Genomic DNA, 24,086 nt, shown 5'->3' on the forward strand with positions numbered 1-24,086 from the left:
CAATTTATTAATGATTTACCAATAAAACTATAATTTAGAAATATCAGCAACATCTGTAATCATCATATGTAGATTAGCAAGCAAAGCAATCCTATTTTCTCTTATCTTGATATCTTCATCAATTACCATTACATTTTCAAAAAACTCACTAATTACTTTGTTAAGACAAGTTAATAACTCTAAAGCATAAGTATATTCTCGATTATTGAGATACTTCTCAAGATCAGGAGTAATTTCTTCAACACTATAAGCAAGTGCTAGCTCATATTCATTACCCACTGCTTTAGCAAGTTCAATATCATAACAGTAAGCTTTATCTATAGCATTCTTACTAAGAATATTAGTTACACGCTTATTTGAAGCTATTAGACTCTGAGCTTTATCTGAATTATAGAACTTAGCTACAGCTTGGACTCTCGCCGCAAAATCCTTAATTGAATCATAATTAGTATTACTAATAGCTTCAAAAATATCTACAGCGACACCCTCTTCTTTATAGAGATTTTTTAGTCTATCTAGGCAGAAAGATATTAGTTCTATCTTTACATCAGCTTTAAACTCTAAATTATTAATTTTTTTATAACTTTCTAGAGTTATATCAATAACCTTTTCTAGAGATATATCAACACTTGTATCTCTTAATATACGCAAGATACCTATTGCTGATCTTCTTAGCGCAAATGGATCTTTATTACCTGTTGGTTTCTGACCAATTGCAAATATACCAACTAAAGTATCTAATTTCTCAGCTAGAGCAACACATGCAGCAACATCAGTTTTTGGCAACTCTGCTCCAGAATACTTTGGCCAATATTGTTGCTCTATTGCCTCTGCTACTGTATCTGTTTCACCATGAGCTTTTGCGTAGTATTTACCAATAATTCCTTGTAAATCCGTAAATTCAAACACCATATTTGAAATTAGGTCAGCCTTTGCTAAAAGCCCAGCTCTATATGCTTGTTGTGAATCAACATTACTCGCCTTAGCTAACTTTTGCGCTGTATTAGCTATTCTTTGAGCTTTTTGATACATATTACCAAGTTTACTCTGAAATGTTACATATTCAAGTTTAGGTAATAGCTGTTCTAAAGGAGTCTTCAAATCAGTATCATAGAAAAATGTAGCATCTGCTAGCCTAGCATTCATAACTTTTTGGTTACCTGATGTTACTAACTCCGGCTTTTTGCTTTCGATATTTGAAATTGTAATAAAATTAGCGACTAAATCACCCTGTTTATCTAAAAGAGCAAAACACTTTTGATGCTCTTCCATAGCTGATATTAACGCCTCTTGAGGAACTCTTAGAAAATCTTTATTAAAACTACATAGTATTGCATTTGGATACTCAACTATAGCACAAACTTCTTCGACTAAATCATCATCTAAAACTACCTGATAATTATTTTTTTTGGCAATATCTTTAGCTTGCTCAACTAATATATGCTTGCGCTGATGCCAATCTACAAAAACCTTTGCTTCTGCTAATAATTTCACATAATCAGCAATATTATCAACTACTATAGCTTGTGGATGATGGAATCTATGTCCATAAGTAATATTAGCAGCTTTATGCCCTAAAATTTCGATATCAACAATATCATTACCATATAGTGCTAGCGCCCAATGCACAGGCCTTACAAATTCAACATTTGAAGCTCCCCAACGCATCATCTTTGGAATTGGTAATTGCTTAAGTGCTTTGATGATAATTTCTTGCAATAAATTAACCGTTGGTTGACCAGATTGTATCATTTTATAAAAAAGCTTATCACCTTTTGGCGTAGCTACCCTATCTAATGCCTCAAGCTCGACACCACAAGATTTTGCAAAACCTAACCCTACCTGCGTAGGCTCACCATCTTTATAAGCGATACTTACTAAAGGACCTTGTTTTTCTACTACTATATCTGCTTGAGCTGCAGCTAAGCCTTTGATTATAAACGATAATCTTCTTGGTGAGGCAAACCATTTAGTTTTACCAAAACTAACTTTTGCCTCATTTAGCTGACTTTCTACACTAGTTAATAAAGACTGTGCTAAATTTCTTAATGCTTTTGGTGGTAGCTCTTCTGTACCTAACTCAAATAAAAAATCTTTTGTAACTTTACTCATTTACAAACCTTATAAATAGATGTTTATTTTTAATGTCTAAATAGTTTGGTGTATTATAACTTAATAACCTAAAGAATTTAACTAGACTTCGATGTTTATTGATACACATTGTCACTTAGACTTTGATATTTTTGATAAAACTCGTCAAAAAATACTGCAAAACTGTAATAAATTAGGTGTTAACTACTTTATAAATCCTGCTACCCAAAGAAGTAATTGGAACAAGCTAATAGAGATTAATAGACAGTTTAGCAAAATTACCGTATGTTTTGGTTTACATCCTGTGTTTATTGATAAACATACTCATACTAACTTAAAAGATTTAGAATCATATAGCCTAGATTACCCGACAAAACTTATTGGCGAAATTGGTCTAGATAAAAGACTTAAAAATTTTGACAAACAGTTAGAATTTTTCTCAGCACAAATAACAATAGCTAAAAACCTTGATAAACAAGTAATTATTCATGCTGTAAAATCGCATAATGAGATAATAAAAATTATTAAAGACTTAAAATTTCAAAATGGTGGAATTATCCACGCTTTTAATGCAAATTATGATATTGCACAAAAATATATAGATCTTGGTTTTAAATTAGGAATTGGTGGAATAATCTCTCATCCCCAAACAAAACTTAAACAGACTCTACAAAAAATAAAGCCGCAAAATATTGTTTTAGAAACAGACTCACCAGATATGCAGCTTTACAATAGTAGTGATAATATTAATACTCCAGAAAATATCCCTAAGATTTTTGAGCTAATAAGCAATATTTATCAAACAAATCCTGATATACTAAAACAACAAATTTACACTACCAGCTTAGAATTTATCTAGAAAATGTATATATCTAACTTACGCTTACAAAATTTTAGAAATATACCTTTTAAAAGCTTTGAGTTTAAAAATAGTTTAAATTTTATAGTTGGTAAAAATGGCTCAGGTAAAACGTCGATTCTTGAATCAATATATTTTTTATCACATAGTCGCTCATTTCGTAGCTCGCAGTTAAACAGGATTGTTAATCAGAATGCTGATGAATTTATAATCTATACTAAAGCTTATAATCCTAATGAGATAACTATATCGCTGTCACGCAAAAAAAATACTAATAATATCTCTAAATTTAATTCTGAAATACAGAAAAATCATACTGAAATAACGCGTAATCTCCCTATACAACTAATAAACCCTGAGAGCTTCAACATCATCAACTCTGGAGCACAACAAAGATGCAAAGTGCTCGACTGGGGAGCTTTTTACCTTGATAAAAACTTCTTAAAAATATGGCAACAAACTAAATTTCTCATAAAACAAAGAAACTCTGCTTTAAAACAGAACTACCCTTATAACTATATACTCAGTATAGACAAAAAACTTTGTGAGTTTGCTGAAATACTTGATTACAAAAGACAAACATATTTTGCAAAACTCAAACCAAAAGTCTATGAAATTCTAGCTGAGTTTAATCCCGAGCTAGAGCTAGATATAGAATATTTTCGAGGCTGGAATTTACATAAAGATCTATCTCAAGTGCTAGAAGAATCTTTTAACTATGATAATAGATATAAAGTCACTAATCATGGCCCACATAAAGCCGATATAGTTCTAACTATTAATAACAAACCTATCCAAGATATTTTCTCGCGTGGACAACAAAAATTACTTATTTGTGCACTAAAATTAGCACAAGGAGAAATTCATAACTCTGAAAATGATAATAAATGTATTTATCTGATAGATGATATAACTTCTGAACTTGATAATACTCATACACAAACATTATTTAATTATCTTAAACAACTTAAATCACAAGTTTTTATAACAACTACAGAAAAAAATAAAATTGATGAATTTATTGATTCAGATAGCTATATATTAGAAATATAAATCTTATAAGGATTTAAAACTATGAAAAAAAAGTTGCTAAGAAATTAAAGAGCATGCTGTAGTGCTTGAACCCCTCAATTTGTGCTTGAACTAGGATACGTGTATCCAAATATCGGAAATATTAATAAAACATAAAGAAAAACTTTAGAATAGTGGCCTAAGATATACAGCATTAAAGAATTAAACTTTAAACACGCAAATTAGATAAGCTTTTAACAACCCCTTTCTATAGGAGCTATTTCTGTTTATTATGAGGTATATATTCAAAAACGTGAGCTAAAATGTGCTTGTGTTGGTGGAAACAGTAAAGTACCTCTTGTTTTTTATCATTAACTAAAAATATAATGATGATAATTATGGGTGTCTGGATGCTATTTGCATAAATAAGTTTCTTATATTCTGGAGAAATGACTAAATGAAAAAAATAAAAGCAATCTTTTTTATAATATTAGTAATAACGTTAGTTTTTATAACATTTTTTTATTATAAAAACACTAATGAGAAAAACATAAAGTTGCAAGTTACTAATAAAAATATTCAAGTTGATGGCAAAAATGTAACTGTAAATACAATTGAACAAGCTGATGGTACTTGGGGTTATTATGGAACTGTAGGAGGTGATTTCAATGTAACAGTTGAAAATAAATTAAAAGATCCAACTGTTATACACTGGCATGGCTTAATACTACCAAATAAAGATGATGGTACTGAACTAACACAAAAAAATATTAATCCAGGAAAATCATATAATTATCATTTCAAATTAAAACATAGCGGGACATTTTGGATGCATTCTCACTATGGTTTTCAAGAACAAAACCTTCTTGAGGCACCTTTTATAGTTTATCCAAGAAACTATGATAATAAGAATGATATTGTAATAATGTTTCAAGATTTTAGCTATAAGGCTCCAGAAAAAATAATGAATGATCTTAAACATAGTGATGGTACTAAAAATCATTATATGCACCATATGCATAACATGGCTATGACAATGGGTGAGGAAATGAAACCAGACTTAAATGATGTCGAATATGATGCATTTTTAACAAACTATAAGAATACAGATGATCCAGAAATTAAAAAAGTAGTTCCTGGGCAAAAATATCGTTTAAGATTTATTAATGGTTCTTCAGCAACTAACTTTTGGATCAACTTAGGCAAATTAAAAGGTAAAGTTCTAGCGGTAGATGGTCAAGATGTTAAACCATTTGAAGGTAGTCTTTTTCAACTAGCAATAGCACAAAGAATGGATATAGAAATTACAATACCTAGTTCTGGAATTTTTCCTATCATAGGACAAGTTGAAGGAGAAAAAGAGCAAACAGGGATTATTCTGACCACAGATGTTAAAAACGATGATAAAAACTTAACTATAGAAAAGCAAGCTACTTCTAACTCTAAAGCATTTAATTATGAGCAATTAAGAAAATTACATGCTAAAAATAATGATATAAATAGCTCTAAAATTGAAAAAACTATAAATCTGAAACTAACTGGGAATATGCAAGATTATATTTGGCAAATCAATGGACAAACTTGGCCAAATATATCTCCAATACAGTTAAAGTATGGAAAAACTTATTTATTTAAAATAGAGAATGATACAGGGATGTCTCACCCTATACATATTCATGGTCATGTATTTAAGTTGATTGATATAAATGATAAACCTATAAAAGATGGTGTTATTAGAGATACTATATATGTCGCACCTAAGTCTAGTGTAACAATAGCATTAAAAGCAGATCAATTAGGAAAATGGTTTATACATTGCCATATGCTATATCACATGCATTCTGGAATGATGACCTTCATAGAAACAAAGCAATAATTTATTAACTCTTTTTACAAAATTTTATAAAACCGTAACTTTCTGTTCATTCGTTCCCTATGGTCCTATTAGTTATTAAATCAAACAATATATTAAATCACAAATGCAAATATATGATACAAAATTAAATGATGTACAAAATCATGATATTAAAAGTTTCAAAAAATAGCGGTGATAAACTATATTCTAATATTGCCTCAACTTATAAAGGTAGAAATTATCAAGCTATTAAATATAATAATTGTGTAATATTACTTGATAAGAGGTATTTACAACAATTAAAACCATAAAACATCTCTAATCATTACCTATTTAATCTGATAAAATATTATTTGAAAAATATAACTTAAAACTAACCTATTGATATCTAAATATGCTTAAACAAATCACCACCTTTTTATCTTTGATTATTATGCTAACATCTTGTTCATCTATAGATGCCTATGAAAATAATTTATGGAATAAATATCATAAAAAAACATCAACTAGCTCTGAACTACACTCAAAGCTAGTTAAAGTCCATAATCGTGACAGTTTAGCCTTTACATATTCACCTTATAGGGCAGATTTTCGTAATAAACTATAAAACTAATTGCTAGACTTGCGATTAACTGCAGCATTAGTGATGTAAACACCTAAAAATACTACCCCACCAAATAATAAAGATAAAGTTGAAATAGTTTCACCATAGAAAAGAAAACCAATAAAAATAACTAAAAATGGTAACGTATTTTGAAACACTGCTGTTTTATATACACCAATCTCTTCAAGAGCTCCTAAGTACCATACATATGCTACTACAGTTGCAAAAGTAGCTATATAAAACATACTTCCCCAGAATTTAAAATCTGTATGCGCTAACTGCGAAAAATCCGCTTTAAATAAACTTACAATAGCAAACATCGTCATACCGACTATAGCACCATAAGTGTTTATCGTAATCATATGTACGCCTTCTCTGACACAACACTTGCCTAAGATTGCATAAGCTGCAAAGCATACCACAGCTAAAACACTTAATACTTCACCTAAATTAATCTGGATACCATTTAAACATTCTGCTGCACCATTAGAGAATAAAACCACGCCAATCGTACCAAGCAATGCTACAAGTATACCGATCTTGGCTTGTTGATTTACTTTGAGATTAAAAATATAGCTAGACAAAATCGTTATCAGACAAGGGGTAAAAGCATAAATAATAGCTACAATATTTCCTGAGATTAATTTCTCAGCCCATAGGAATGTTATATTATATAAAAAAACGCCGAAAAAACCTACAGCAATAACATATGCCCACTGCTTTAGATTCAAGCGTGGAAAAAATGTCTTTGTAAAAAAATAATGAATTACAATAAAAATCAAAGATGCAAAAGCATAACGAATCAGGCCAACCAGATATATATCCACATATCTAAGTGGTAAAGGAGCTATATGGTATAAACTTGCCCAAAACACCAAAGCTAGAACTATCTTAGTGTAGCCTTTTACTAATGAAGAATTCATGATTTTTATGGTTATCTATTTTTTATCAGATACTCTACTATATCTGGGTTTAATAGTGTAGAGGTATCGCCAAAATTTTCGAAATCTTTTGCAGCTATTTTTCTTAAGATTCTACGCATGATTTTACCTGAGCGAGTTTTTGGTAGCTCTGGAGTAAATTGGATAAACTCTGGAGTCGCAACTGGACCTATTTCTTGTCTGACGTATTTAACCAAAGTTTTTCTAACTTCATCTAAAGCCTCTTTAGTACCATTTTTACCTTGTTTAAGTATACAGTAAACATATATGGCCTCACCTTTGATCTCATGTGGCATACCAACCACTGCACTCTCTGCAACATCTGGATGAGTGTTTAGCACTGCTTCAATCTCTGCAGTTGCCATCCTATGCCCAGAGACATTAATAACGTCATCCATACGCCCTTCAATCCAAATATAACCATCTTCATCTCTTCGCGCGGCATCACCTGAAAAATAATAACCATTAAAACTAGAAAAATAAGTTTGAAGATATCTATCATGATCACCGTAGATTGTTCTTGCCATACCAGGTGTTGCTCTTTTTATACATAAAGCACCTTTACCAACTCCTGTTATCTCATTGCCATCAGTATCAAGCAATGCCACTTCAACGCCAAAGAAAGGTTTAGAAGCCGAACCAGGCTTAAGTTTATGTGCACCAGGTAGCGGGGTTATCATATGACCACCAGTTTCAGTTTGCCACCATGTATCTACAAGTGGCGCTTGGTTATTACCAGCTTTCTCAACAAACCAATTCCAAGCTTCTGGGTTTATTGGCTCACCAACTGAGCCTAATACCCTTAAAGAATTTCTACGAGTATTAGCTAAAAACTCATCGCCAACCTTTAGCAAAGATCTTACCAAAGTTGGTGCAGTATACAAAATACTAACATTATGTTGGTCAACTTCCTGCCATAATCTTGAAGCATCTGGATAAGTAGGTACACCCTCAAATATCACTGATGTTGCGCCATTTGCAAGAGGCCCATAAACAACATAAGTGTGCCCTGTTATCCAACCAATATCTGCAGTACACCAATATACATCATGATCTTTATAATCAAAAACAAGTTTATGTGTCATACTTGCATAAACCAAATATCCAGCTGAAGAGTGCACTAAGCCTTTAGGAGCACCTGTAGAGCCAGATGTATAGAGCATAAACAAAGGTGTTTCAGCAGCAAAAGCTTGTGGCAGATGCTCATTTGAACCTTTTTTTAGCTCTTGTGTATAGCAAATATCCTTATTATCATTCCAGCTAATATTATCTGTGCCAGTGTTACGCACAACTAAGACCTTTCTGATAAAATCAATTTCAGCAACAACTTTATCAACGGATGCTTTCATAGCTATTCTTTTGCCTGATCTGACAGACTCATCAACCGTTATAATAAAATCACTCTTAGCGTTGACAATACGCTGTTTTAGCGACTCTGCTGAAAATCCACCAAAAACTACAGAATGGATCGCACCAATACGCGCACATGCTAGCATAGCATATATCGACTCTGGCACTAGAGGCATATAGATAGTTACAACATCACTTTTTTTAACTCCATTAGCTTCAAGTATGTTAGCCATTTCACACACACGATGATATAGCTCTCTGTAGGTTATTTTCTTAGATTTTCTTGGATTGTCAGCCTGCCATATAAAAGCAACCTGGTTTGCCCTAGCTGGTAAGTGCCTGTCAACACAATTATAGCATACATTTAATTGTCCATCCTCAAACCACTTGATATCAACCGGAGCAAAACTACTATTATAGACTTTAGTAAAAGGTTTATGCCAATATATACGATTCGCTTGTTTAGCCCAGAACTGCTCTGGATTTTCTAGAGATTGTTTATAAAGTTTTTCATATAGTTCGGAATTAATATGCGCTTGATCAATAAAATCCTGAGATACTTGAAACTTTGAGTATGGCATACACTTTGTCTTTAAATTTTATACTAAATCTCATATTAGCATATTCAGCTAAAATTGTAATATCTTGTTACTAAATAAAAATTGTTAATAATTTAACAACAATGATTAATATTTGATAAGTACTATCTATTTTGCAAATATGCTTTGAATTTATGACCTAACTCTTTATGCTGTAAGGCTATCTCATAATTAGCAATTAAAAAACCTAATTTACTACCACAATCATAACGTGTGCCTTTAAATTCATAAGATAAAATTTTCTCATCCTGATCTAATAATTTAGCGATTGCATCAGTTAGTTGAATCTCACCACCTGCGCCCTCTGAGGTTGATTCTAAACACCTAAAAATCTTATTTGGTAATAAGTATCTGCCTACAACTGCATTAGTTGATGGTGCTTTTTGTGGAGCTGGTTTCTCAACAATTGCTTTTATAAGGTTATCATTATCTTTTGCAACAATACCATATGAATCTGTTTCTTCTTTCTTAACTTGTTGGGTTGCGATACAGCCTCTAATGTCAGTGCCTTCTACCGTTTTAACCATTTGCTTTAGCGTACCAGTACCACAATCATGATTATAGATTAAATCATCAGGAAGTATAACGGCAAAATCTTCAATTCCAACCAATGGTTTTGCACATAAAACTGCGTGGCCTAGTCCTAGAGCTTCTGGCTGACGCACAAAGAAAAAACTTACATCTTTGGGAATTATATTTTTTACTAAGTCTAATAGTTCATACTTTTGTTTTTTTTCCAAAGAATATTCTAACTCAAAGTTTCTATCAAAATGATCCTCTAGAGATTTTTTATTTGAGCTAGTAACAAATATTATCTCTTTACAGCCTGCCTCTATAGCTTCTTCAACAGCATACTGGATTAAAGGCTTATCAACAACTGTTAGCATTTCTTTAGGACATGATTTAGTTGCTGGTAAGAATCTAGTTCCCCATCCAGCCACAGGAAACACTGCTTTTTTAATTTTCATTTTAGCTCCTTTGGATTAGCTATTAGCTAGGTTACAATATAATGTGACACAGATATTATAATCCTTAAACGAAATTTTACTCAATGCCTTTGAGAGCCTTTTTAAATCATTAGACCTTTTAACATACAGATCTACCAAAATCTCATCATCCAAATAATATATCGACATCTTTTTATTTAAAATAACACTTTCATCAATATTATTTTCAGCAAAAATCTCTTTTATTTTACTTAATATTTCAACACTAGAAGGCTCAAAATTATCTTGTTTAATAACTCCACTTTCATGGTTTGTAACATCTACATGCACTGTTATATCTTTTATGTTATCAATATTATGATAAATATTACTTTTAACTACCTCAGCGATATAGTGACCTTCTGAGGCAGTGCTAAACTTATCTACTAAGATATGTACATCTAGGACAATTTTTCCTGCCATTTTTCTAGTGCGAAGATAATGAAAGTCTTCAACACCTTGAGTTTTTGCAATTATTGCTTTGATATCTTGACGCGTTTGATCATCAACTCCTTCATCTATAAGTTCTGCTACCGCTGAATAACCCCATTTAACTCCCATTTTGACAATCATTAAGCAGACGATGAATGCAGCTATAGCATCCATCCAAGCAAAGCCTAAAAAAGCTCCAACTAAACCGATTAATACAACTACTGAAGACCACATATCAGAACGACTATGCCAAGCATTAGCTCTTAACATATCAGAGTCAACCTTATTCGCAGCTCTCATTGTATATTGGTAAATAAATTCATTACCTAAAATTGAGAAAATAGCCGCATAAACAGTAAATTTATCTGGTATAACATACTCACCACTAAGCAAATTTCCTAGAGAATGATACACGATCATAAAACCAATAGATATCAGCAATCCTGATAATACCAGTGTTGCTAAAGTCTCTAGTCGCTCATGTCCGTAAGGGTGATTATGGTCTTCACCTTTATTTGCATACTTAGCTGCAAATAAAACCATGAAATCACTTAAAAGATCCGAAAACGAATGTATACCATCAGCAAATAATGCTGGTGAACACCCTATTATACCTATTAAAGTTTTAGATATAGCAAGCAAAGCATTTATAAACATTCCAACAAGAGTAACCTTTTTGGAAATTTGATATCTGTTATCTGACATTTTTAACCTCATATCAGGTTATAAATAGATTTTTAACAAGATGATAATGCTTAGAATAAATAAAGTCTATTGATAATAGTAAAAATATAACTAATCTCTAGTCATAACTAAATTAAATAATAGAATATGTGCAACTATTGAAAATATGAAAGTGCCTAACCACCATGCTATAGGATTATCTAAACCATGAGCTGTAACATAATATGCTGCAAATAAAGATAACATAAACTGTATACTTGCCATTACTAAACCTGGATTCCAACTTTTATGCTTAAATCCTTCAGCAATATGTGTCAGGCAATTGATAATACTAAAAATTATAATCAATAAGCCAAAGCCTAAATTAATAAAGCTCAAAATACCAAAAATCGCAAATGCAAGCCATACCATAAGGATGTTTATCCAAAAGATCTTAATATCTGTTAGTTTCTCTTGACTTACTGGTAATGCCATAACTACACGATTCATAAAATTTTTAAAACCACCAGGAACATAGTGCTCTTCAGTTTGATGAAACAGATATAACGGAATATTAATCAAACCCCAAAAATGTGGATCATATACAGAAAAATTAGTAAATAATAATATCGAAAATAGTATACCAGCCCATGGCGTAATTTTTGCCCAATTTTGATTTCTCGCCAAATAATCTAACATCACATAAACTTTCTTAAGATACTTTTGTACCGATGATATACCATCTTTTATCAAAATTACTATAAATATCTTTAATTTTTTGACAAAAATTGCCTTGCAAAGCTTATAAATATTTGTATAATATACTTCATTAGTTCGGAGAAATGGCTGAGTGGTCGAAAGCGGCGGTCTTGAAAACCGTTGACTGTAACAGGTCCGGGGGTTCGAATCCCTCTTTCTCCGCCATGAACATAGAGCCCGTCTACTTTGTAGCGGGCTTTTTTGTTTCTACCCTGATATAAAACCATATATAGAATAATTGGGTTATTACTACTTTTGATATAAAATACTATAGCTAAATACAGGTAAAATTAGTACACTAACTTTTTTATTTCGTATCCTCATCATTTTATGAATAAGGCATTAAAATTCGTTTTCTAAAGCTACCAAAAAATTTAACATAAGTGTAAGAAGTATTCAAGAATGGTTAAAGAGCAATTTACCTAAAGGTACAAGAAATAAGCCTAATACCAACCTTGATTTAGTTAAATCAAAACAAGATGTTATGGATTATGTGACTGGAGAGCTAAAGGTCGTGCTAATTTTATAGGCTCTGATTAATAAGGTTTTATTTGCAGTTGGATTGTTTAACTGTAATATAGATGCAAATATATTTAGTACTTGGATTAAGCTTTTCTTACCTCCTAGCCTAAAGACAAAAACTGTTGTTGTTATGGATAATGCTACTTTTCATAAAAACAAAGATGTATTACAGCTTATTACAGATGCCAGACATATTATTGAGTTTTTACCTGCTATTCTCCAGATTTGAATCCAATAGAGAATAAATGGGCTGAGAAAAAGGTTTTCATTAGAAAACATAAATGCTTTGTAACAGAACGTTATACGTACTAACTTCTATATGGATTCAGCTACACATTAATTAAACAGACTGATAGCCTAAATCCACTAATATGTTCAAATTCTCTAATATTCAATTTGTAATTTTCAAAGCAATAAGTATGATCTTTACCAATATCTAAGACATTTATAGCCTTTACGTCATAATAAAGTCCCATTCCTATCGCTTTTATAATAGCTTCTTTTATATTAAAGACTCTAAAAAAAAATTCTTGTTTTTGTTTTGGAGCTAGAGAACTAAAATAATCAAACTCAGTTGGGTGCATTATTATATGTGCTAATTTTCCTACATTTAAGGATTTATCTATATATTCGATATCTATACCTATTTCTAAACTCGATATTCCAGTAAATATATATTCTTTGGCATAAGAAAAACTAAAATGAATACTTTCATGATGTTTAAATTTTGGTTTATTGTAATTATTAAAATGAAAATTAAAATACTGCAACCCATACTTTTCTTTCAAAAATAGATACAATTTTTTTCTAGCAATAAGCCTTTTATTTCTATCCTCGAGTTTTGTATATTTGTATATATCATTTTTCTGTTCACTAGGAATTATAGATATATCACCAATATCAAAACTATTTAAAAATAGTCCTAAATCGACTGGCTGATTACAAATTTTTATAGATTTAAATTTTTCAAGCTCAAACACTTCACTAATTATATCCATAATTAATATTAAAATTTATTTTTAAATTACTCAATTTAATAAACATAGATTTAACTAATTTAATTTCAGGAAACGATTTATATAGTAAATAAAACCCATTGAAATTTAAAGTTTCTATCGCAAATATTGGTAAGAATGATTGATTGCACATACTGCCTTGAATTAAGTCCCATTATTATACTTCATACATTTAAAAATATGTTTTTTTGATAATTATATCCTGGACTCTGGAACCTATGTGCGCTAAGGACCACTTTCAAATTTAGATAATGTTTTTATTTCAATTAAAAAACTAAATGTGAGAACTTTATTGTTTTTCTGATAATGAAAAAGTTAGTTAATTGTAAAGATAGCTTATGTGATTTAGGGATTACTATTATTCAAATATAGAAGGTCATTTGATTACGTCAACTATGCAATTAAATAAAATTATTAGTATTTAAAATATCCTACTCATTATTTAAGCAACTTTAGTTGTTAATATACAGAGCATCTCGATTGCCCTTTTGTAGTGAATGTTTATTAATTATAGAATAAAAATAGCTATCTGATTATCAATTTCAAAGGTTGTGATTTCACCTGATAGCTCAATATCTCTAGCTAAAGATTCAAAGTCGATATAGTATCTTAGATATTCTGGAACTGTTGGAATATCAGTTTTTTCTTTTGCATAATCTTCAATTGAATCATGTAAACCTATAAAATGATCATCTATTATTTCGATTGCTTCATCAATGCTATTTGTATACTTAAAACTTCTATAAAAAGCTCCCCCCAAGTTCCACTATATTTTCAGCCACTTTGGAAATAGTTTCTAAGCTTTAATACTCTGATAAACCTAAGTTAACAAAATCTTCATAATCATGAATAGCCTATTCTTCAGCATCTAGCGTAGATGAATCTGCTAAACATTCGATATAAGTTCAACAAATACAAACTTATTTATTTTTTTGCAGTGAAGTTTATTTGTTAATCTAGCAATACAATGTCATAATGATTCTAATAACAAAGGAAACCAATCTTTTATTTGAAAGATTATCTAAATAAAATAATTTAAATTAGGTAATCAAATGAATATGCTTAAAGAAGCAAAATCTAATATACAGAATGGAATCAATAAAAAGAGGAAAATATATTCACTCGAACAAATGCTATAGATTGCTCTTTAGAGATGGATGCACAGGATCAAAATATGAGACCAGAAGTATGTAATAATCAATCAGAAGGTTTAAGAAAAACAAAAGATTATGTAAGAGAATTAAAGACTTAATTATAAAAACTTCGATTGGCACTTAGAAAGTAATAAATCTAGCATTTGAGTCCTTATATATACTAATAACTATGTTATTAAGGGCTATTAACATGAATAAAGAAGATGAATTTGAAGTAGAGTTAGCACATTTACCTAAAGAATTTATAAATAAATTAACAAATCCAGTATCTCGCTTTTTACATATAGAAGCTATAGGAGGATTAATTCTTTTACTTTCTATGATAATAGCTTTAATTTTATCTAATTCTCCTTGGGCTGATGATTTCAGGAAAATTTGGGAAGTAAAAATTGGGTTTCATATAAGTTCTTATGGTTTCTCAAAATCAATAAAAGAATGGCTAAATGATGGGTTAATGACTCTGTTTTTTTTCATTATATCATTAGAATTGAAAAGGTATTTTGCCTTCGGGGGAATAGCTAAGTTTCGCGAAGGAATGTTTGCTACCTTAGCAGCATTTGGTGGAATGTTAATACCTGTAATATTTTATGTTATTTTATTGCGAGATAGTTCGGAAGTATCCTCTTGGGGTACTGTAATGGTGACAGATACAGCTTTTGTGGTTGGAGCTTTGGGAATATTAGGTTCACGAATTAATAACAGCTTACGTATTTTTCTTCTTTCTTTAGCAATTGTCGATGATGTATGTTCAATACTTGTAGTAACTTTTTTTTATAGTCATCATTTATATTGGTTGGTAATTATACTAGCGATAGGAGTATTAATAATAATTCGTTTAATGACTTTAGCTGGTATTCGTAATCTAAAAATATACCTTGTCATCGGATGTGTAACATGGGTTTTGTTTGATGCTTCTGGAATTCATGCTACGATTGCAGGAGTGATTTTAGGCTTAATGACTCCTTCTAGAAGATGGATTGATGATACAAGGTTATATAATATTCTTAATAATGTAACTTCTCATCCTACAAATAAACAAAGTAGTTATGATACTAAAGATAGGCATACCTTATATATGGCCGAAATAGCTATCCGTGAATCTTTATCACCTATAGAAAGATTGATAGTAGCCCTTCATCCATGGGTTAATTTTGTTATACTTCCACTTTTTATACTAGCAAATGCAAGCATAAATCTCTCATTTAAAGATATAAATAGCTATCTTATATTTTCTGTATTTGTGGCATTTGTATTAGGTAAGCCTATTGGTATATTATCATTTAGTTGGCTTGCTGTAGTTACAAGAGTTGCTACTTTTCCATCTGATCTAAATTGGGGACTTTTAATAGGAGGAGCAATATTAGCTGGTACTGGATTTACAATGGCATTGTTTATTACCAATTTAACTTCAACGGAGCAATTTATGAATAGTATCAAAATTGCTATATTATTAGCTTCTGGCTTTTCTATTATTATTGGGCTTCTTTTCTTAACTATATACTCACATGTTAAAAATCAAAAATTAAAGAATTGAGTGATTAGGTTCCATGAACAAAAAAATCATCTAAGCCAAATAAAGGTGCTTGCTAATGCTATAAAGCCGAGGAAAGCAGAACAAGTCTTATCAAACCTAGAGAAAACCCTTCTAAAATGCTTAATTTTAGAGAAAAAGTTCTCTATCAAATGTCTTTCCTTATAAATATGCCAGTCAACATTATGGCCTTTGGTATAGTTTTCTCTAGCAGGAATGACTGGTTTATTTTTATTTTCCTCAAGGAATTTTATATTTTCTTCAGAGAAATATGCCTTATCAGCAAGAATATAAGCATTTGTTATTCCTTCTAAGAGTTGTTGTGAGGGTACAATATCATGGACATTACCAGCAGTTATTATAAATCTAACAGGATTTCCTAAAGCATCTGTAAGAGTATGAATCTTTGTTGTTAAACCTCCAACACTTCTACCCAAAGCATTGATTTCATTACCATTTATCTCATAACCACTAGCACACGCATGTGCTTTAACAGATAGTGAATCTATCATGAACTGTTGTGAATCAATGTCTGAAACATAAGTCATTAGATTATTCCAAATACCTTTGTCAGCCCAGTATTTATAACGCTTATGGATGGCTCTACTATTACCATAATCCTTGTGAAGATATTTCCACTGAGCTCCTGTTTTTAGGATAAAAAATACTGCTTCTATGAATCTTCTAAGCTTAACTACATCTTTTGTATGCAATCCTTTTTGAGCTGTTAGAAAAGTTAAAATAGTTGACCAATTTGTTTCTGATATGTAATATTCCATATATGTTAAGTATGTTTTTTTGTTTCACAAAACTATTTAAATATACTTAACTGCTTTATTCAATTTTTTTGTTCATGGAACCTAGATAAAAAGACTTTTACTAATAGCATAATAACGTGTAAGCCAAATTGGAAACTGTGTTTTTCTGAAAGTGCTGGCAATCAGCTAAGTTTAATTTGACTTGCAAATTTACATGTATAAAACCAAACCAATAATTATCTTTGCATTTCTATTTATTAAAAAATAAAAAAATTAATAAGAATAAGTTTTTCTTGCTGCTTGTTTAGCTCTGCTGATAGCAGCCCTTTTAGCAATTTTTCTTTTCTCTGTTGGTTTTATAAAAGTTTTTCTATCTCTAAGTTCTTGTTTAATACCAGCTTTTTCACAAGCTCTTTTAAAGTTTCTTAGACTAATATCAAAAGGCTTTTTGGGATCAACTATTATTCTCGGCATATTATCCTCTCTTAATTTTAGAATATTAAGAACATTTAAGTTCTTTTTAGGTTAAAAATGATTATTAGCAAAATAATGAATGAAGTATCTAAAGAATGATTTAGAGGCTTTATTTTATTTATACCTAACTAATAGTAATACAAATTAGCTATTAAAGATATTATATTTATCAAATATCTGCAAGATAGATGAATATAGCTAAGAATATTGACATATTTAAGAGTATAATATCCTTTTATTAGTTAATAATGGTCATTTAAATGATTGATCCAAAGAGTAAATTTATTGATTTTAAAAACAATAAAATGTTAGAAATTATTTTTAATGATATAGCCAGTTTAGTTAAGAAAATAAAAAAATCAAAAAAAATAAGTATGGCTCAAGCAGCAGAGATGAGCATATTAAATACAGAAATCATGGAGCAGTTCATTAATTTAATTAATCACATGACAGACAACGATTATAATGATGGTAAAGAATCCTCAATGATAGAAAGTTGTTTAGATTTTCAAGATTTATGCTTATATATAAAAAACATAGATAAATATGAAAATGATTTTGATTTAACTAAAATACCTAATTTTCACTAAAAAGCTTTCAAATAATCCTTTCTTACTATATTATTAGTAATAGTTATTTATATTGTAACTTTATTTGACTACTACGAGACTAAATATATCAGAAGTTTATTTCCAATATTCTATCCTTTATAACTAAATCGTTAAAGTTTAAAACTAAGACCAATGTGATTTAACTTCTATAAAACAACAAACAAAAGGAAATAAAATAATGAGACAAGGCACTGTTAAATTTTTTAATACAACTAAAGGATTCGGATTTATACAACCTCAAGATGGTGGTAAAGATGTATTTGTTCATATTAGTGCAGTAGAAAAATCTGGTTTAAGCTCTTTACGCGAAGGTGAAAAAGTAGGCTTTGAAACTGAAGAAAACAGAGGCAAAATAGCTGCTATTAATATTAAATCTATCTAATATAGTTCCGTGAACGAAATTATTTATAAATAATACGAGATGTAGTTAAATATAGTTTCTGAAGCTAAATAACTACATCAAGTAATAATAAAATTCTACATATCTGAATCTAAGAGACTGTTGATTTAATATGAAAAAGATCATTAAGCTTATCGAAATGTCTTTTTCAATCTAAGTAAAATATGTAATAGCTTTGACTTACACTCAGCCAGCTTATTTCTATTAAAAAAATTATTAAATCAATATTCTTATTGATTGGCATGTATATAAAGAGAAGCATCTTATAGAAAATTTCTTTTCTAAAATTAAACACTTTAGAAGAGTATTCTCTAGATTTGATAAAACTTGCTTAGATTTTATATACTTAGACAGCACTTTTATTTGGTTAAGGTAAATTTTTGTTCATGGAATCTAAAGTATGAAAACTTTATTCATGGAAAGATAGCCACTTTTTAGATGGGTAGCCTGGAATTTCTTTGGTTAAGACAGGAACCATAAATCCTGATGAAATTTCTGAAAGTTTTTTCATAATATCTCTAGCATTGTCAACATTATAGTGCTTAGTTCCTGAAACAGTATCTAATAAATGTATATAATATGGAATTACCTTAGCTTTTATCAGCTTTGTACTTAAAGCATATAACACATCAGCATCATCATTTATATCTTTTAGTAACGTACTTTGATTTAAAATAATTATACCAAATTTATGTATTTCTTTTAAAACATTGATAACATTATCATCTATCTCATTTGGGTGATTTACATGTATAACTAATATAGTATCTAATCTATGCTCTGAGAGAATCTTTAATAGCTTAGTAGTTATCCTCACTGGTAGTACTACAGGTATCCTCGAATGAATTCTAAGCCGTTTGATATGAGGTATTTGCTGGATGTTTTCTAAGAAAAATTCTAAGATCTCGTCATTATTTAATAAAGGATCACCACCACTTAGGATAACTTCCTCAATACTTTTATCATTTGTTATGTAATCAAAAGCTTTCAACCAATCTTTTCTACCTGGAATATTATCTTTATAATCAAATTCTTTACGAAAACAATATCTACAATGTACGGCACAACTTGTTTGTGCAATTAATAAAACTCTACCGTGATATTTATGTAATAAGCCAGGAACTTTATTATAGTTTTTTTCTTCCAATGGATCACAAGTATAGTTTTGATCTATCACTTCCTCATCTACAGTCGGTAAGACTTGTTTTAAGAGAGGGTCATTGATATTACCTTTTTGCATCCTATTAGCAAAAGATCTAGGCACAATCATCTTAAACTTCTTTGCTATATTTAGTGAAACTCTAGCTTGATCACTAACTATTTGCAGAAATTCTAATAATTCTAAAGGTGAGTGGAAAGATTCTTTGAGTGCTTTTTTCCAATCATTACTAGACATATATTTGCTTTCAATTTTACTGTGTTGTTAGCAGAATTTATTTAAAATGTTTACCAATTCTCTCATATAGCGTTAAATTGTCAATTTTTTAAATAAAAATATTCTCTAAAAATTAGAAACTTACTCTAGGAAGTTGCTAATAGTTGAATGAAAAAAGTATAAATTTAATGCTAAAAATTCAATGAGCTATAGCTTCTAAATACAAATCTTTAATCTCAATAAGCTGTTTTTTTTATATGACCAGTATTAAATCATCAAAATGTCCTAATAGTCTTTAGAATCTTTAACACCAATTTCAGCTAGGATTTGGGCTTTTACTTTTAAGAGTTCATTTATATAAAAAACCTTATTTTCATCATAACGATTTTGTGGTACAAGTATTGAAACTCCAAAACTACCTAAGAAAGTATTTACCGCTATTGCTGTACTAACTATACCCTCTATAGTCTTACCATGATCATACCCCACACCATTAGTTCTTATTTGTGCTAATCTTTTAAATAATTCTTTATTATTAGAAATTTCCCTACCTAATATTTCAATAATTTCATCATCTGAATACAAAGCTAGCAGTGCCCGTCCTGGAGCTGTATCATAAATAGGCTTTTCAAGAACTCCTATTCTTGGTATTACTTGTAATTCTCTATTAGCGATAAATCGATGCACTACAATAAGTTCAGCTTTATCTGATTGTGTTAGCACCACTGTCTCACGTGTTTTCTCACTTAAATTTCTTAATAATCTTTGTGTCAAAGATACAATATCAGCATAAGATGATGAGGCTAACCTAAATACTTCTGATCCAATTAAGATTTTCCAGCACCTTCGCTTCTTATAAAGCCCTCTGCCTCTAAAGCAGCAACTATTCTTTGCACCGTAGAGCGTGGTAATTCAACCTTTTTAGCAATATCCCCTAGGCTCATACCACCTGGTTCATTACTTATACTTTTTAGTACATTTATAGCTCTACTAATTACTTGGATTTTTTTATCTTTGTTCATAAAAATTAATTTTGTTTAAGTTTACACATTTTGACTAAAAATAACCAAACTTATTGTATCACTTTACAATACAGAGTATCATAAAAGTGTTGATTAGTTAGCAGATTATTTATTATTATAAATTAATTTAATAATTTGCTATAAAAGGACACAATATGGTTGTAATATAAAAGTCTAGACCTGATGCGACAATTACCTGTTTTAGACAAGTATTTATTGTCAGATCAGATTGAGTTTATCAACCTTTTCTTCTCCATCTAGGTTTTTTTACCAACAAGTTCAGGTAAATTTAGATTATAAGCCCATTGCTCAACATCAAGCATATGGAAAATATTTCAAATTTGTACTACCAAACTTAAATCTTTGATTTTTACTACTTTGCATTTTTCTCTGTCAATAAGTTACATTTGTAACCACTAAATTTACGAATATTTATAACTCCACTATCAAATATTAAATACTGACCTTTTATGCCCATAAGTTTTGCATCAATCATGCGATCTTTATCTAGATTGAGTGGTTTTATTTTAGGTGGATATTCTAGCATTGGGTAATTTATGTGTTGTATCTTACCTTCTACTGGCTCAACACTATTATCACCATATTTAGCTTTTATCTTAACTATCTTTTGACTAGATTTTTGAATTAGCTCATCTCTTAGACTCACAAAATCAATATTATTATCAGGTTCACCTTGGAGCATTTTACGCCAATTTGTCTTATCTGATATATGTTCTTTGATAGCGACCTCAACTAAACCTGATATTAGTCTACTTTCAACAGCAAAAATTGGTATAGCTTGGCTAGCACCCTGATCTATCCAACGTGATGGAATATTTTTCAGCTTAGTAATACCAACCTTAATATCACCAGTATTTGCCAAATATACTATATGCGTTTTCATACAGTTTTGCTCACCCCAACTTGAGTCTCTGCAAGTACCTGCTGCAAAGTGGCATAACTCCGGCTTAACGATACAGATATCACATTCAGGTAGTCTACGCATACACATAAAACAATATCCTTGTGAATAACTTTTTTTTGTATTAGCACCACAGGCGACACAGTTAATTTCATTTAAAAACTCAAGTTTTAAATTCTGACCAATATAATCATTTAGACAAATATCTTCTATCTCATACAGGGCATTATTTCTTACATCTAGAGAAGTTTTCATTTTATGCAAATTGATAGTTTTATTCATTTTGTACTTTTTTAAAATAGATTAAACTGCCTTTAGAATATCAAACTTTAAAACCAGTTAAAATGCTTGATGTTATTAGCTATAATCAAATCCATCATAAAATTGCCATGCTGAATTTATTTTAGCATCTCATTATAGGAGTCAATTTTATTAAGTTCTAAAGCGAGTCCAGGATGACTGAAGGATTCTACCTATATCATTTTTATGATAAATTAGTTATACAATATAAAGAATAAACTTTTTCTAAATATGAATGTAAGACTAGATAAATGGTTGTGGGCTGCTAGATTTTATAAAACTAGAGCTTTAGCAAAAAAAGCTATTGAAGGTGGCAAAGTTCATTTTCAAGGGCAAAAAACTAAAGTTAGCAAAACAGTAAATATAGGAGATATCTATCAAGTACAACAATCACATACTCGAAAAACGATAGTTGCCCAAGCCTTAGATGAAGTCAGAAAATCTGCCATAGAAGCACAAAAACTCTATATAGAAACTTCAGAAAGTATACAAGCTAGAGAAAAAGAAGCACTACTTAGAAAAACAGTTAGCTTACTAAGTCCAGCAAAACCAACTAAAAAGCAACGTAGGCAAATAATTGATTTTAAAAGAAATGATTAATTTTATAAGCTAATTTCTAATATTTTTCTAACATCATCAAGATAAATATCTTGTCTTTCACTTAATGGTAAAATTGAATTTCTAGCAACATTATTAACTAAAGCATCGATACCTTTCTGAGTAATACTATAATCTTTTAGTTTGGTAGCAAGCCCCATAATATTAAAAAACTCTTCTGTTTCAGCTATAGCTAAATCTATTTTTTGCTCTTTTAGCAAACTACTATCGATATTTAAAACTCTTTCAGCATATTGTACTAATTTATCTGCTTTTTCAGCTTTCTTATATTTAAGTACACTTGGATAGACTATCGCTAAAGTCTGACCATGATCTAAGTTATGGCATGCTGTCAAAGAGTGTCCTATCTGATGAGTTGCCCAATCTTGTACAACTCCAGAACCTATCAAACCGTTTAATGCCATAGTCGCTGAAAACATTATATTAGCACGCACATTATAATCTTCTGGATTCTCTAAAGCTTTTGGTCCATTATTTATTAAACTTTTTAAAATTGTCTCAGCAAAGCCATCTTGTAAGTCGGCATGCTGAGGAAACGTCATATATTGCTCCATAACATGAACAAACGCATCAACCACACCATTTGATATTTGTTTTTTGGGCAAAGTGTAAGTTACAACTGGATCTAAGATAGAGAATTTAGGAAATACCTTATCACTAAAAAATACTCTCTTTTCACCAGTTTCTCTTCTTGATATTACCGATGCACAATTCATTTCTGAACCTGTTGCAGCAATTGTTAAAATAGTACCCAAAGGCATAACTTTACTAATTGCAGCTGCTTTAGCTAGTATGTCCCACGGCTCACCATCAAAATATACCGCTGCTGATATAAACTTAACAGCATCAATTACAGATGCTCCACCAACAGCTAAGATAAAATCAATATCTTGCTTTTTAATATATGAAACAACTTTCAGACAGGTACTATAATCAGGATTGGGCTCAATACCACCAAACTCAAAAATACTATATCCTGCTAAGGCCTCTAGAGTTTGCTGATATGCTCCATATTTTTTAAAGCTCTCTCCACCATAAACTATCAAAACTTTTGATTTTTTATCGATCACAGTTTTTAGCTTTGATATTTCACCCTCACCAAAAAATATACGTGTAGGGTTGTAAAGTATAAAATTATTCATATGTGTTCCTTAAACCTTATTTAACTACCGAATGCTTATCTGATAAATCAAATGCATAAGAGTAAGTTAATCCAGAATGATAACTTAAACC

At 30.3% G+C, this 24,086-nt stretch carries 22 protein-coding genes, 1 tRNA gene and 4 pseudogenes; 13 read left to right on the plus strand and 14 right to left on the minus strand.

Translation table 11 applies throughout. The features are described from left to right. Positions 1-27: 27 nt before the first annotated feature. Positions 28-2,112 carry a glycine--tRNA ligase subunit beta gene (glyS, locus tag CGC45_RS04990; protein ID WP_071629246.1) on the minus strand — a complete coding sequence of 695 codons (2,085 nt, stop codon included), beginning with the start codon at positions 2,110-2,112 and terminating at the stop codon, positions 28-30. Between the two features lie 91 nt (positions 2,113-2,203). Here glyS and CGC45_RS04995 point away from each other — a divergent pair, with 91 nt between their 5' ends. The 6 genes and pseudogenes from CGC45_RS04995 (at position 2,204) to CGC45_RS05020 (ending at position 6,423) form a co-directional block, all read left to right on the plus strand. Beyond that, positions 2,204-2,950, plus strand: a complete 747-nt coding sequence (locus tag CGC45_RS04995) for a TatD family hydrolase (protein ID WP_071629247.1) — start codon at positions 2,204-2,206, stop codon at positions 2,948-2,950. A 3-nt stretch (positions 2,951-2,953) separates the two neighbouring features. After that, complete coding sequence (recF, locus tag CGC45_RS05000) at positions 2,954-4,003, plus strand: DNA replication/repair protein RecF (protein WP_071629248.1); 1,050 nt, start codon at positions 2,954-2,956, stop codon at positions 4,001-4,003. A 228-nt stretch (positions 4,004-4,231) separates the two neighbouring features. After that, a pseudogene (locus CGC45_RS05005) lies at positions 4,232-4,386 on the plus strand (glutaredoxin); the annotation flags it as partial. 32 nt (positions 4,387-4,418) lie between these two features. Continuing rightward, a complete protein-coding gene (locus tag CGC45_RS05010; RefSeq protein WP_071629249.1) occupies positions 4,419-5,837 on the plus strand; it encodes a multicopper oxidase family protein in 1,419 nt (472 codons plus the stop codon). A gap of 79 nt (positions 5,838-5,916) precedes the next feature. Beyond that, a pseudogene (locus CGC45_RS05015) lies at positions 5,917-6,127 on the plus strand (lysozyme inhibitor LprI family protein); the annotation flags it as partial. A gap of 83 nt (positions 6,128-6,210) precedes the next feature. Continuing rightward, positions 6,211-6,423, plus strand: a complete 213-nt coding sequence (locus tag CGC45_RS05020; protein ID WP_071629250.1) for a hypothetical protein — start codon at positions 6,211-6,213, stop codon at positions 6,421-6,423. Positions 6,424-6,425: 2 nt separating this feature from the next. On the opposite strand, the gene CGC45_RS05025 is transcribed toward CGC45_RS05020, so the two are convergent. The 5 genes from CGC45_RS05025 to CGC45_RS05045 all read right to left on the minus strand — a co-directional run bounded on the left by CGC45_RS05025 (position 6,426) and on the right by CGC45_RS05045 (position 12,144). Further along, entirely contained in the window at positions 6,426-7,343 is a 918-nt protein-coding gene (locus CGC45_RS05025) for a DMT family transporter (protein WP_071629251.1), read from the minus strand. A gap of 11 nt (positions 7,344-7,354) precedes the next feature. Beyond that, positions 7,355-9,292, minus strand: a complete 1,938-nt coding sequence (gene acs, locus CGC45_RS05030) for an acetate--CoA ligase (protein ID WP_071629252.1) — start codon at positions 9,290-9,292, stop codon at positions 7,355-7,357. Positions 9,293-9,414: 122 nt separating this feature from the next. Beyond that, positions 9,415-10,278: a UTP--glucose-1-phosphate uridylyltransferase GalU gene (galU, locus tag CGC45_RS05035; RefSeq protein WP_071629253.1), complete on the minus strand. Its 864-nt coding sequence runs from the start codon at positions 10,276-10,278 to the stop codon at positions 9,415-9,417. A 15-nt stretch (positions 10,279-10,293) separates the two neighbouring features. Beyond that, positions 10,294-11,433, minus strand: coding sequence for a cation diffusion facilitator family transporter (locus CGC45_RS05040; protein WP_071629254.1), 1,140 nt, complete (start codon positions 11,431-11,433; stop codon positions 10,294-10,296). A 90-nt stretch (positions 11,434-11,523) separates the two neighbouring features. Beyond that, positions 11,524-12,144, minus strand: coding sequence for an HXXEE domain-containing protein (locus tag CGC45_RS05045; protein ID WP_157092986.1), 621 nt, complete (start codon positions 12,142-12,144; stop codon positions 11,524-11,526). A gap of 83 nt (positions 12,145-12,227) precedes the next feature. On the opposite strand from CGC45_RS05045, the gene CGC45_RS05050 reads away from it, so the two are divergent. Both CGC45_RS05050 and CGC45_RS05055 read left to right on the plus strand, forming a co-directional pair. After that, a tRNA-Ser gene (locus tag CGC45_RS05050) sits at positions 12,228-12,315 on the plus strand. A gap of 397 nt (positions 12,316-12,712) precedes the next feature. Beyond that, the gene (locus CGC45_RS05055; protein ID WP_162790176.1) at positions 12,713-12,901 is read left to right on the plus strand and encodes a transposase; all 189 of its coding nucleotides are present in this window, start codon (positions 12,713-12,715) and stop codon (positions 12,899-12,901) included. A 100-nt stretch (positions 12,902-13,001) separates the two neighbouring features. On the opposite strand, the gene CGC45_RS05060 is transcribed toward CGC45_RS05055, so the two are convergent. Both CGC45_RS05060 and CGC45_RS09345 read right to left on the minus strand, forming a co-directional pair. Then, positions 13,002-13,670, minus strand: a complete 669-nt coding sequence (locus CGC45_RS05060) for a 4'-phosphopantetheinyl transferase family protein (protein WP_071629256.1) — start codon at positions 13,668-13,670, stop codon at positions 13,002-13,004. A gap of 526 nt (positions 13,671-14,196) precedes the next feature. Beyond that, complete coding sequence (locus CGC45_RS09345; RefSeq protein ID WP_232310081.1) at positions 14,197-14,448, minus strand: antirestriction protein ArdA; 252 nt, start codon at positions 14,446-14,448, stop codon at positions 14,197-14,199. 584 nt (positions 14,449-15,032) lie between these two features. Between CGC45_RS09345 and nhaA the strand changes: the two genes are divergently transcribed. Further along, on the plus strand, positions 15,033-16,376 hold the full coding sequence (nhaA, locus tag CGC45_RS05070; protein ID WP_071629257.1) for a Na+/H+ antiporter NhaA: 1,344 nt from the start codon (positions 15,033-15,035) through the stop codon (positions 16,374-16,376). 26 nt (positions 16,377-16,402) lie between these two features. Here nhaA and CGC45_RS05075 read toward each other — a convergent pair whose 3' ends face one another. Together CGC45_RS05075 and rpsU are read right to left on the minus strand one after the other, a co-directional pair. After that, positions 16,403-17,152 carry an IS5 family transposase gene (locus CGC45_RS05075; protein ID WP_071628410.1) on the minus strand — a complete coding sequence of 250 codons (750 nt, stop codon included), beginning with the start codon at positions 17,150-17,152 and terminating at the stop codon, positions 16,403-16,405. 252 nt (positions 17,153-17,404) lie between these two features. After that, positions 17,405-17,605: a 30S ribosomal protein S21 gene (gene rpsU, locus CGC45_RS05080; protein WP_071629258.1), complete on the minus strand. Its 201-nt coding sequence runs from the start codon at positions 17,603-17,605 to the stop codon at positions 17,405-17,407. A 260-nt stretch (positions 17,606-17,865) separates the two neighbouring features. On the opposite strand from rpsU, the gene CGC45_RS05085 reads away from it, so the two are divergent. The 3 genes and pseudogenes from CGC45_RS05085 to CGC45_RS05095 all read left to right on the plus strand — a co-directional run. Then, positions 17,866-18,195, plus strand: coding sequence for a hypothetical protein (locus tag CGC45_RS05085; RefSeq protein WP_071629259.1), 330 nt, complete (start codon positions 17,866-17,868; stop codon positions 18,193-18,195). A 199-nt stretch (positions 18,196-18,394) separates the two neighbouring features. Continuing rightward, positions 18,395-18,598, plus strand: coding sequence for a cold-shock protein (locus CGC45_RS05090; RefSeq protein ID WP_071629260.1), 204 nt, complete (start codon positions 18,395-18,397; stop codon positions 18,596-18,598). Positions 18,599-18,839: 241 nt separating this feature from the next. Further along, positions 18,840-18,992, plus strand: a pseudogene (locus CGC45_RS05095) (IS5/IS1182 family transposase); the annotation flags it as partial. A 33-nt stretch (positions 18,993-19,025) separates the two neighbouring features. On the opposite strand, the gene epmB reads toward CGC45_RS05095, so the two are convergent. From epmB to CGC45_RS05110, 3 genes and pseudogenes are all read right to left on the minus strand, one after another. Further along, positions 19,026-20,012 carry an EF-P beta-lysylation protein EpmB gene (gene epmB / locus CGC45_RS05100; RefSeq protein WP_114702079.1) on the minus strand — a complete coding sequence of 329 codons (987 nt, stop codon included), beginning with the start codon at positions 20,010-20,012 and terminating at the stop codon, positions 19,026-19,028. Between the two features lie 264 nt (positions 20,013-20,276). Next, positions 20,277-21,013: pseudogene (locus CGC45_RS05105) on the minus strand (IclR family transcriptional regulator). Between the two features lie 373 nt (positions 21,014-21,386). Further along, complete coding sequence (locus CGC45_RS05110) at positions 21,387-22,217, minus strand: DUF2797 domain-containing protein (protein ID WP_071629261.1); 831 nt, start codon at positions 22,215-22,217, stop codon at positions 21,387-21,389. A gap of 249 nt (positions 22,218-22,466) precedes the next feature. Here CGC45_RS05110 and CGC45_RS05115 point away from each other — a divergent pair, with 249 nt between their 5' ends. Then, positions 22,467-22,835: an RNA-binding S4 domain-containing protein gene (locus CGC45_RS05115; RefSeq protein WP_071629262.1), complete on the plus strand. Its 369-nt coding sequence runs from the start codon at positions 22,467-22,469 to the stop codon at positions 22,833-22,835. A gap of 2 nt (positions 22,836-22,837) precedes the next feature. Here CGC45_RS05115 and CGC45_RS05120 read toward each other — a convergent pair whose 3' ends face one another. Then, positions 22,838-23,995 carry an iron-containing alcohol dehydrogenase gene (locus tag CGC45_RS05120; protein ID WP_114702080.1) on the minus strand — a complete coding sequence of 386 codons (1,158 nt, stop codon included), beginning with the start codon at positions 23,993-23,995 and terminating at the stop codon, positions 22,838-22,840. Positions 23,996-24,086: the final 91 nt, after the last annotated feature.

It is taken from the genome of Francisella opportunistica, from assembly GCF_003347135.1.
In the GTDB taxonomy this organism is placed as follows: Bacteria; Pseudomonadota; Gammaproteobacteria; order Francisellales; family Francisellaceae; genus Francisella; species Francisella opportunistica.

Bases quoted from the DNA above. Each gene is read 5' to 3' on its own strand.
- glyS (WP_071629246.1), bottom strand. From the start codon at position 2,112: ATGAGTAAAGTTACAAAAGATTTTTTATTTGAGTTAGGTACAGAAGAG.
- CGC45_RS04995 (WP_071629247.1), top strand. From the start codon at position 2,204: ATGTTTATTGATACACATTGTCACTTAGACTTTGATATTTTTGATAAA.
- recF (WP_071629248.1), top strand. From the start codon at position 2,954: ATGTATATATCTAACTTACGCTTACAAAATTTTAGAAATATACCTTTT.
- CGC45_RS05010 (WP_071629249.1), top strand. From the start codon at position 4,419: ATGAAAAAAATAAAAGCAATCTTTTTTATAATATTAGTAATAACGTTA.
- CGC45_RS05020 (WP_071629250.1), top strand. From the start codon at position 6,211: ATGCTTAAACAAATCACCACCTTTTTATCTTTGATTATTATGCTAACA.
- CGC45_RS05025 (WP_071629251.1), bottom strand. From the start codon at position 7,343: ATGAATTCTTCATTAGTAAAAGGCTACACTAAGATAGTTCTAGCTTTG.
- acs (WP_071629252.1), bottom strand. From the start codon at position 9,292: ATGCCATACTCAAAGTTTCAAGTATCTCAGGATTTTATTGATCAAGCG.
- galU (WP_071629253.1), bottom strand. From the start codon at position 10,278: ATGAAAATTAAAAAAGCAGTGTTTCCTGTGGCTGGATGGGGAACTAGA.
- CGC45_RS05040 (WP_071629254.1), bottom strand. From the start codon at position 11,433: ATGTCAGATAACAGATATCAAATTTCCAAAAAGGTTACTCTTGTTGGA.
- CGC45_RS05060 (WP_071629256.1), bottom strand. From the start codon at position 13,670: ATGGATATAATTAGTGAAGTGTTTGAGCTTGAAAAATTTAAATCTATA.
- nhaA (WP_071629257.1), top strand. From the start codon at position 15,033: ATGAATAAAGAAGATGAATTTGAAGTAGAGTTAGCACATTTACCTAAA.
- CGC45_RS05075 (WP_071628410.1), bottom strand. From the start codon at position 17,152: ATGGAATATTACATATCAGAAACAAATTGGTCAACTATTTTAACTTTT.
- rpsU (WP_071629258.1), bottom strand. From the start codon at position 17,605: ATGCCGAGAATAATAGTTGATCCCAAAAAGCCTTTTGATATTAGTCTA.
- CGC45_RS05085 (WP_071629259.1), top strand. From the start codon at position 17,866: ATGATTGATCCAAAGAGTAAATTTATTGATTTTAAAAACAATAAAATG.
- CGC45_RS05090 (WP_071629260.1), top strand. From the start codon at position 18,395: ATGAGACAAGGCACTGTTAAATTTTTTAATACAACTAAAGGATTCGGA.
- epmB (WP_114702079.1), bottom strand. From the start codon at position 20,012: ATGTCTAGTAATGATTGGAAAAAAGCACTCAAAGAATCTTTCCACTCA.
- CGC45_RS05110 (WP_071629261.1), bottom strand. From the start codon at position 22,217: ATGAATAAAACTATCAATTTGCATAAAATGAAAACTTCTCTAGATGTA.
- CGC45_RS05115 (WP_071629262.1), top strand. From the start codon at position 22,467: ATGAATGTAAGACTAGATAAATGGTTGTGGGCTGCTAGATTTTATAAA.
- CGC45_RS05120 (WP_114702080.1), bottom strand. From the start codon at position 23,995: ATGAATAATTTTATACTTTACAACCCTACACGTATATTTTTTGGTGAG.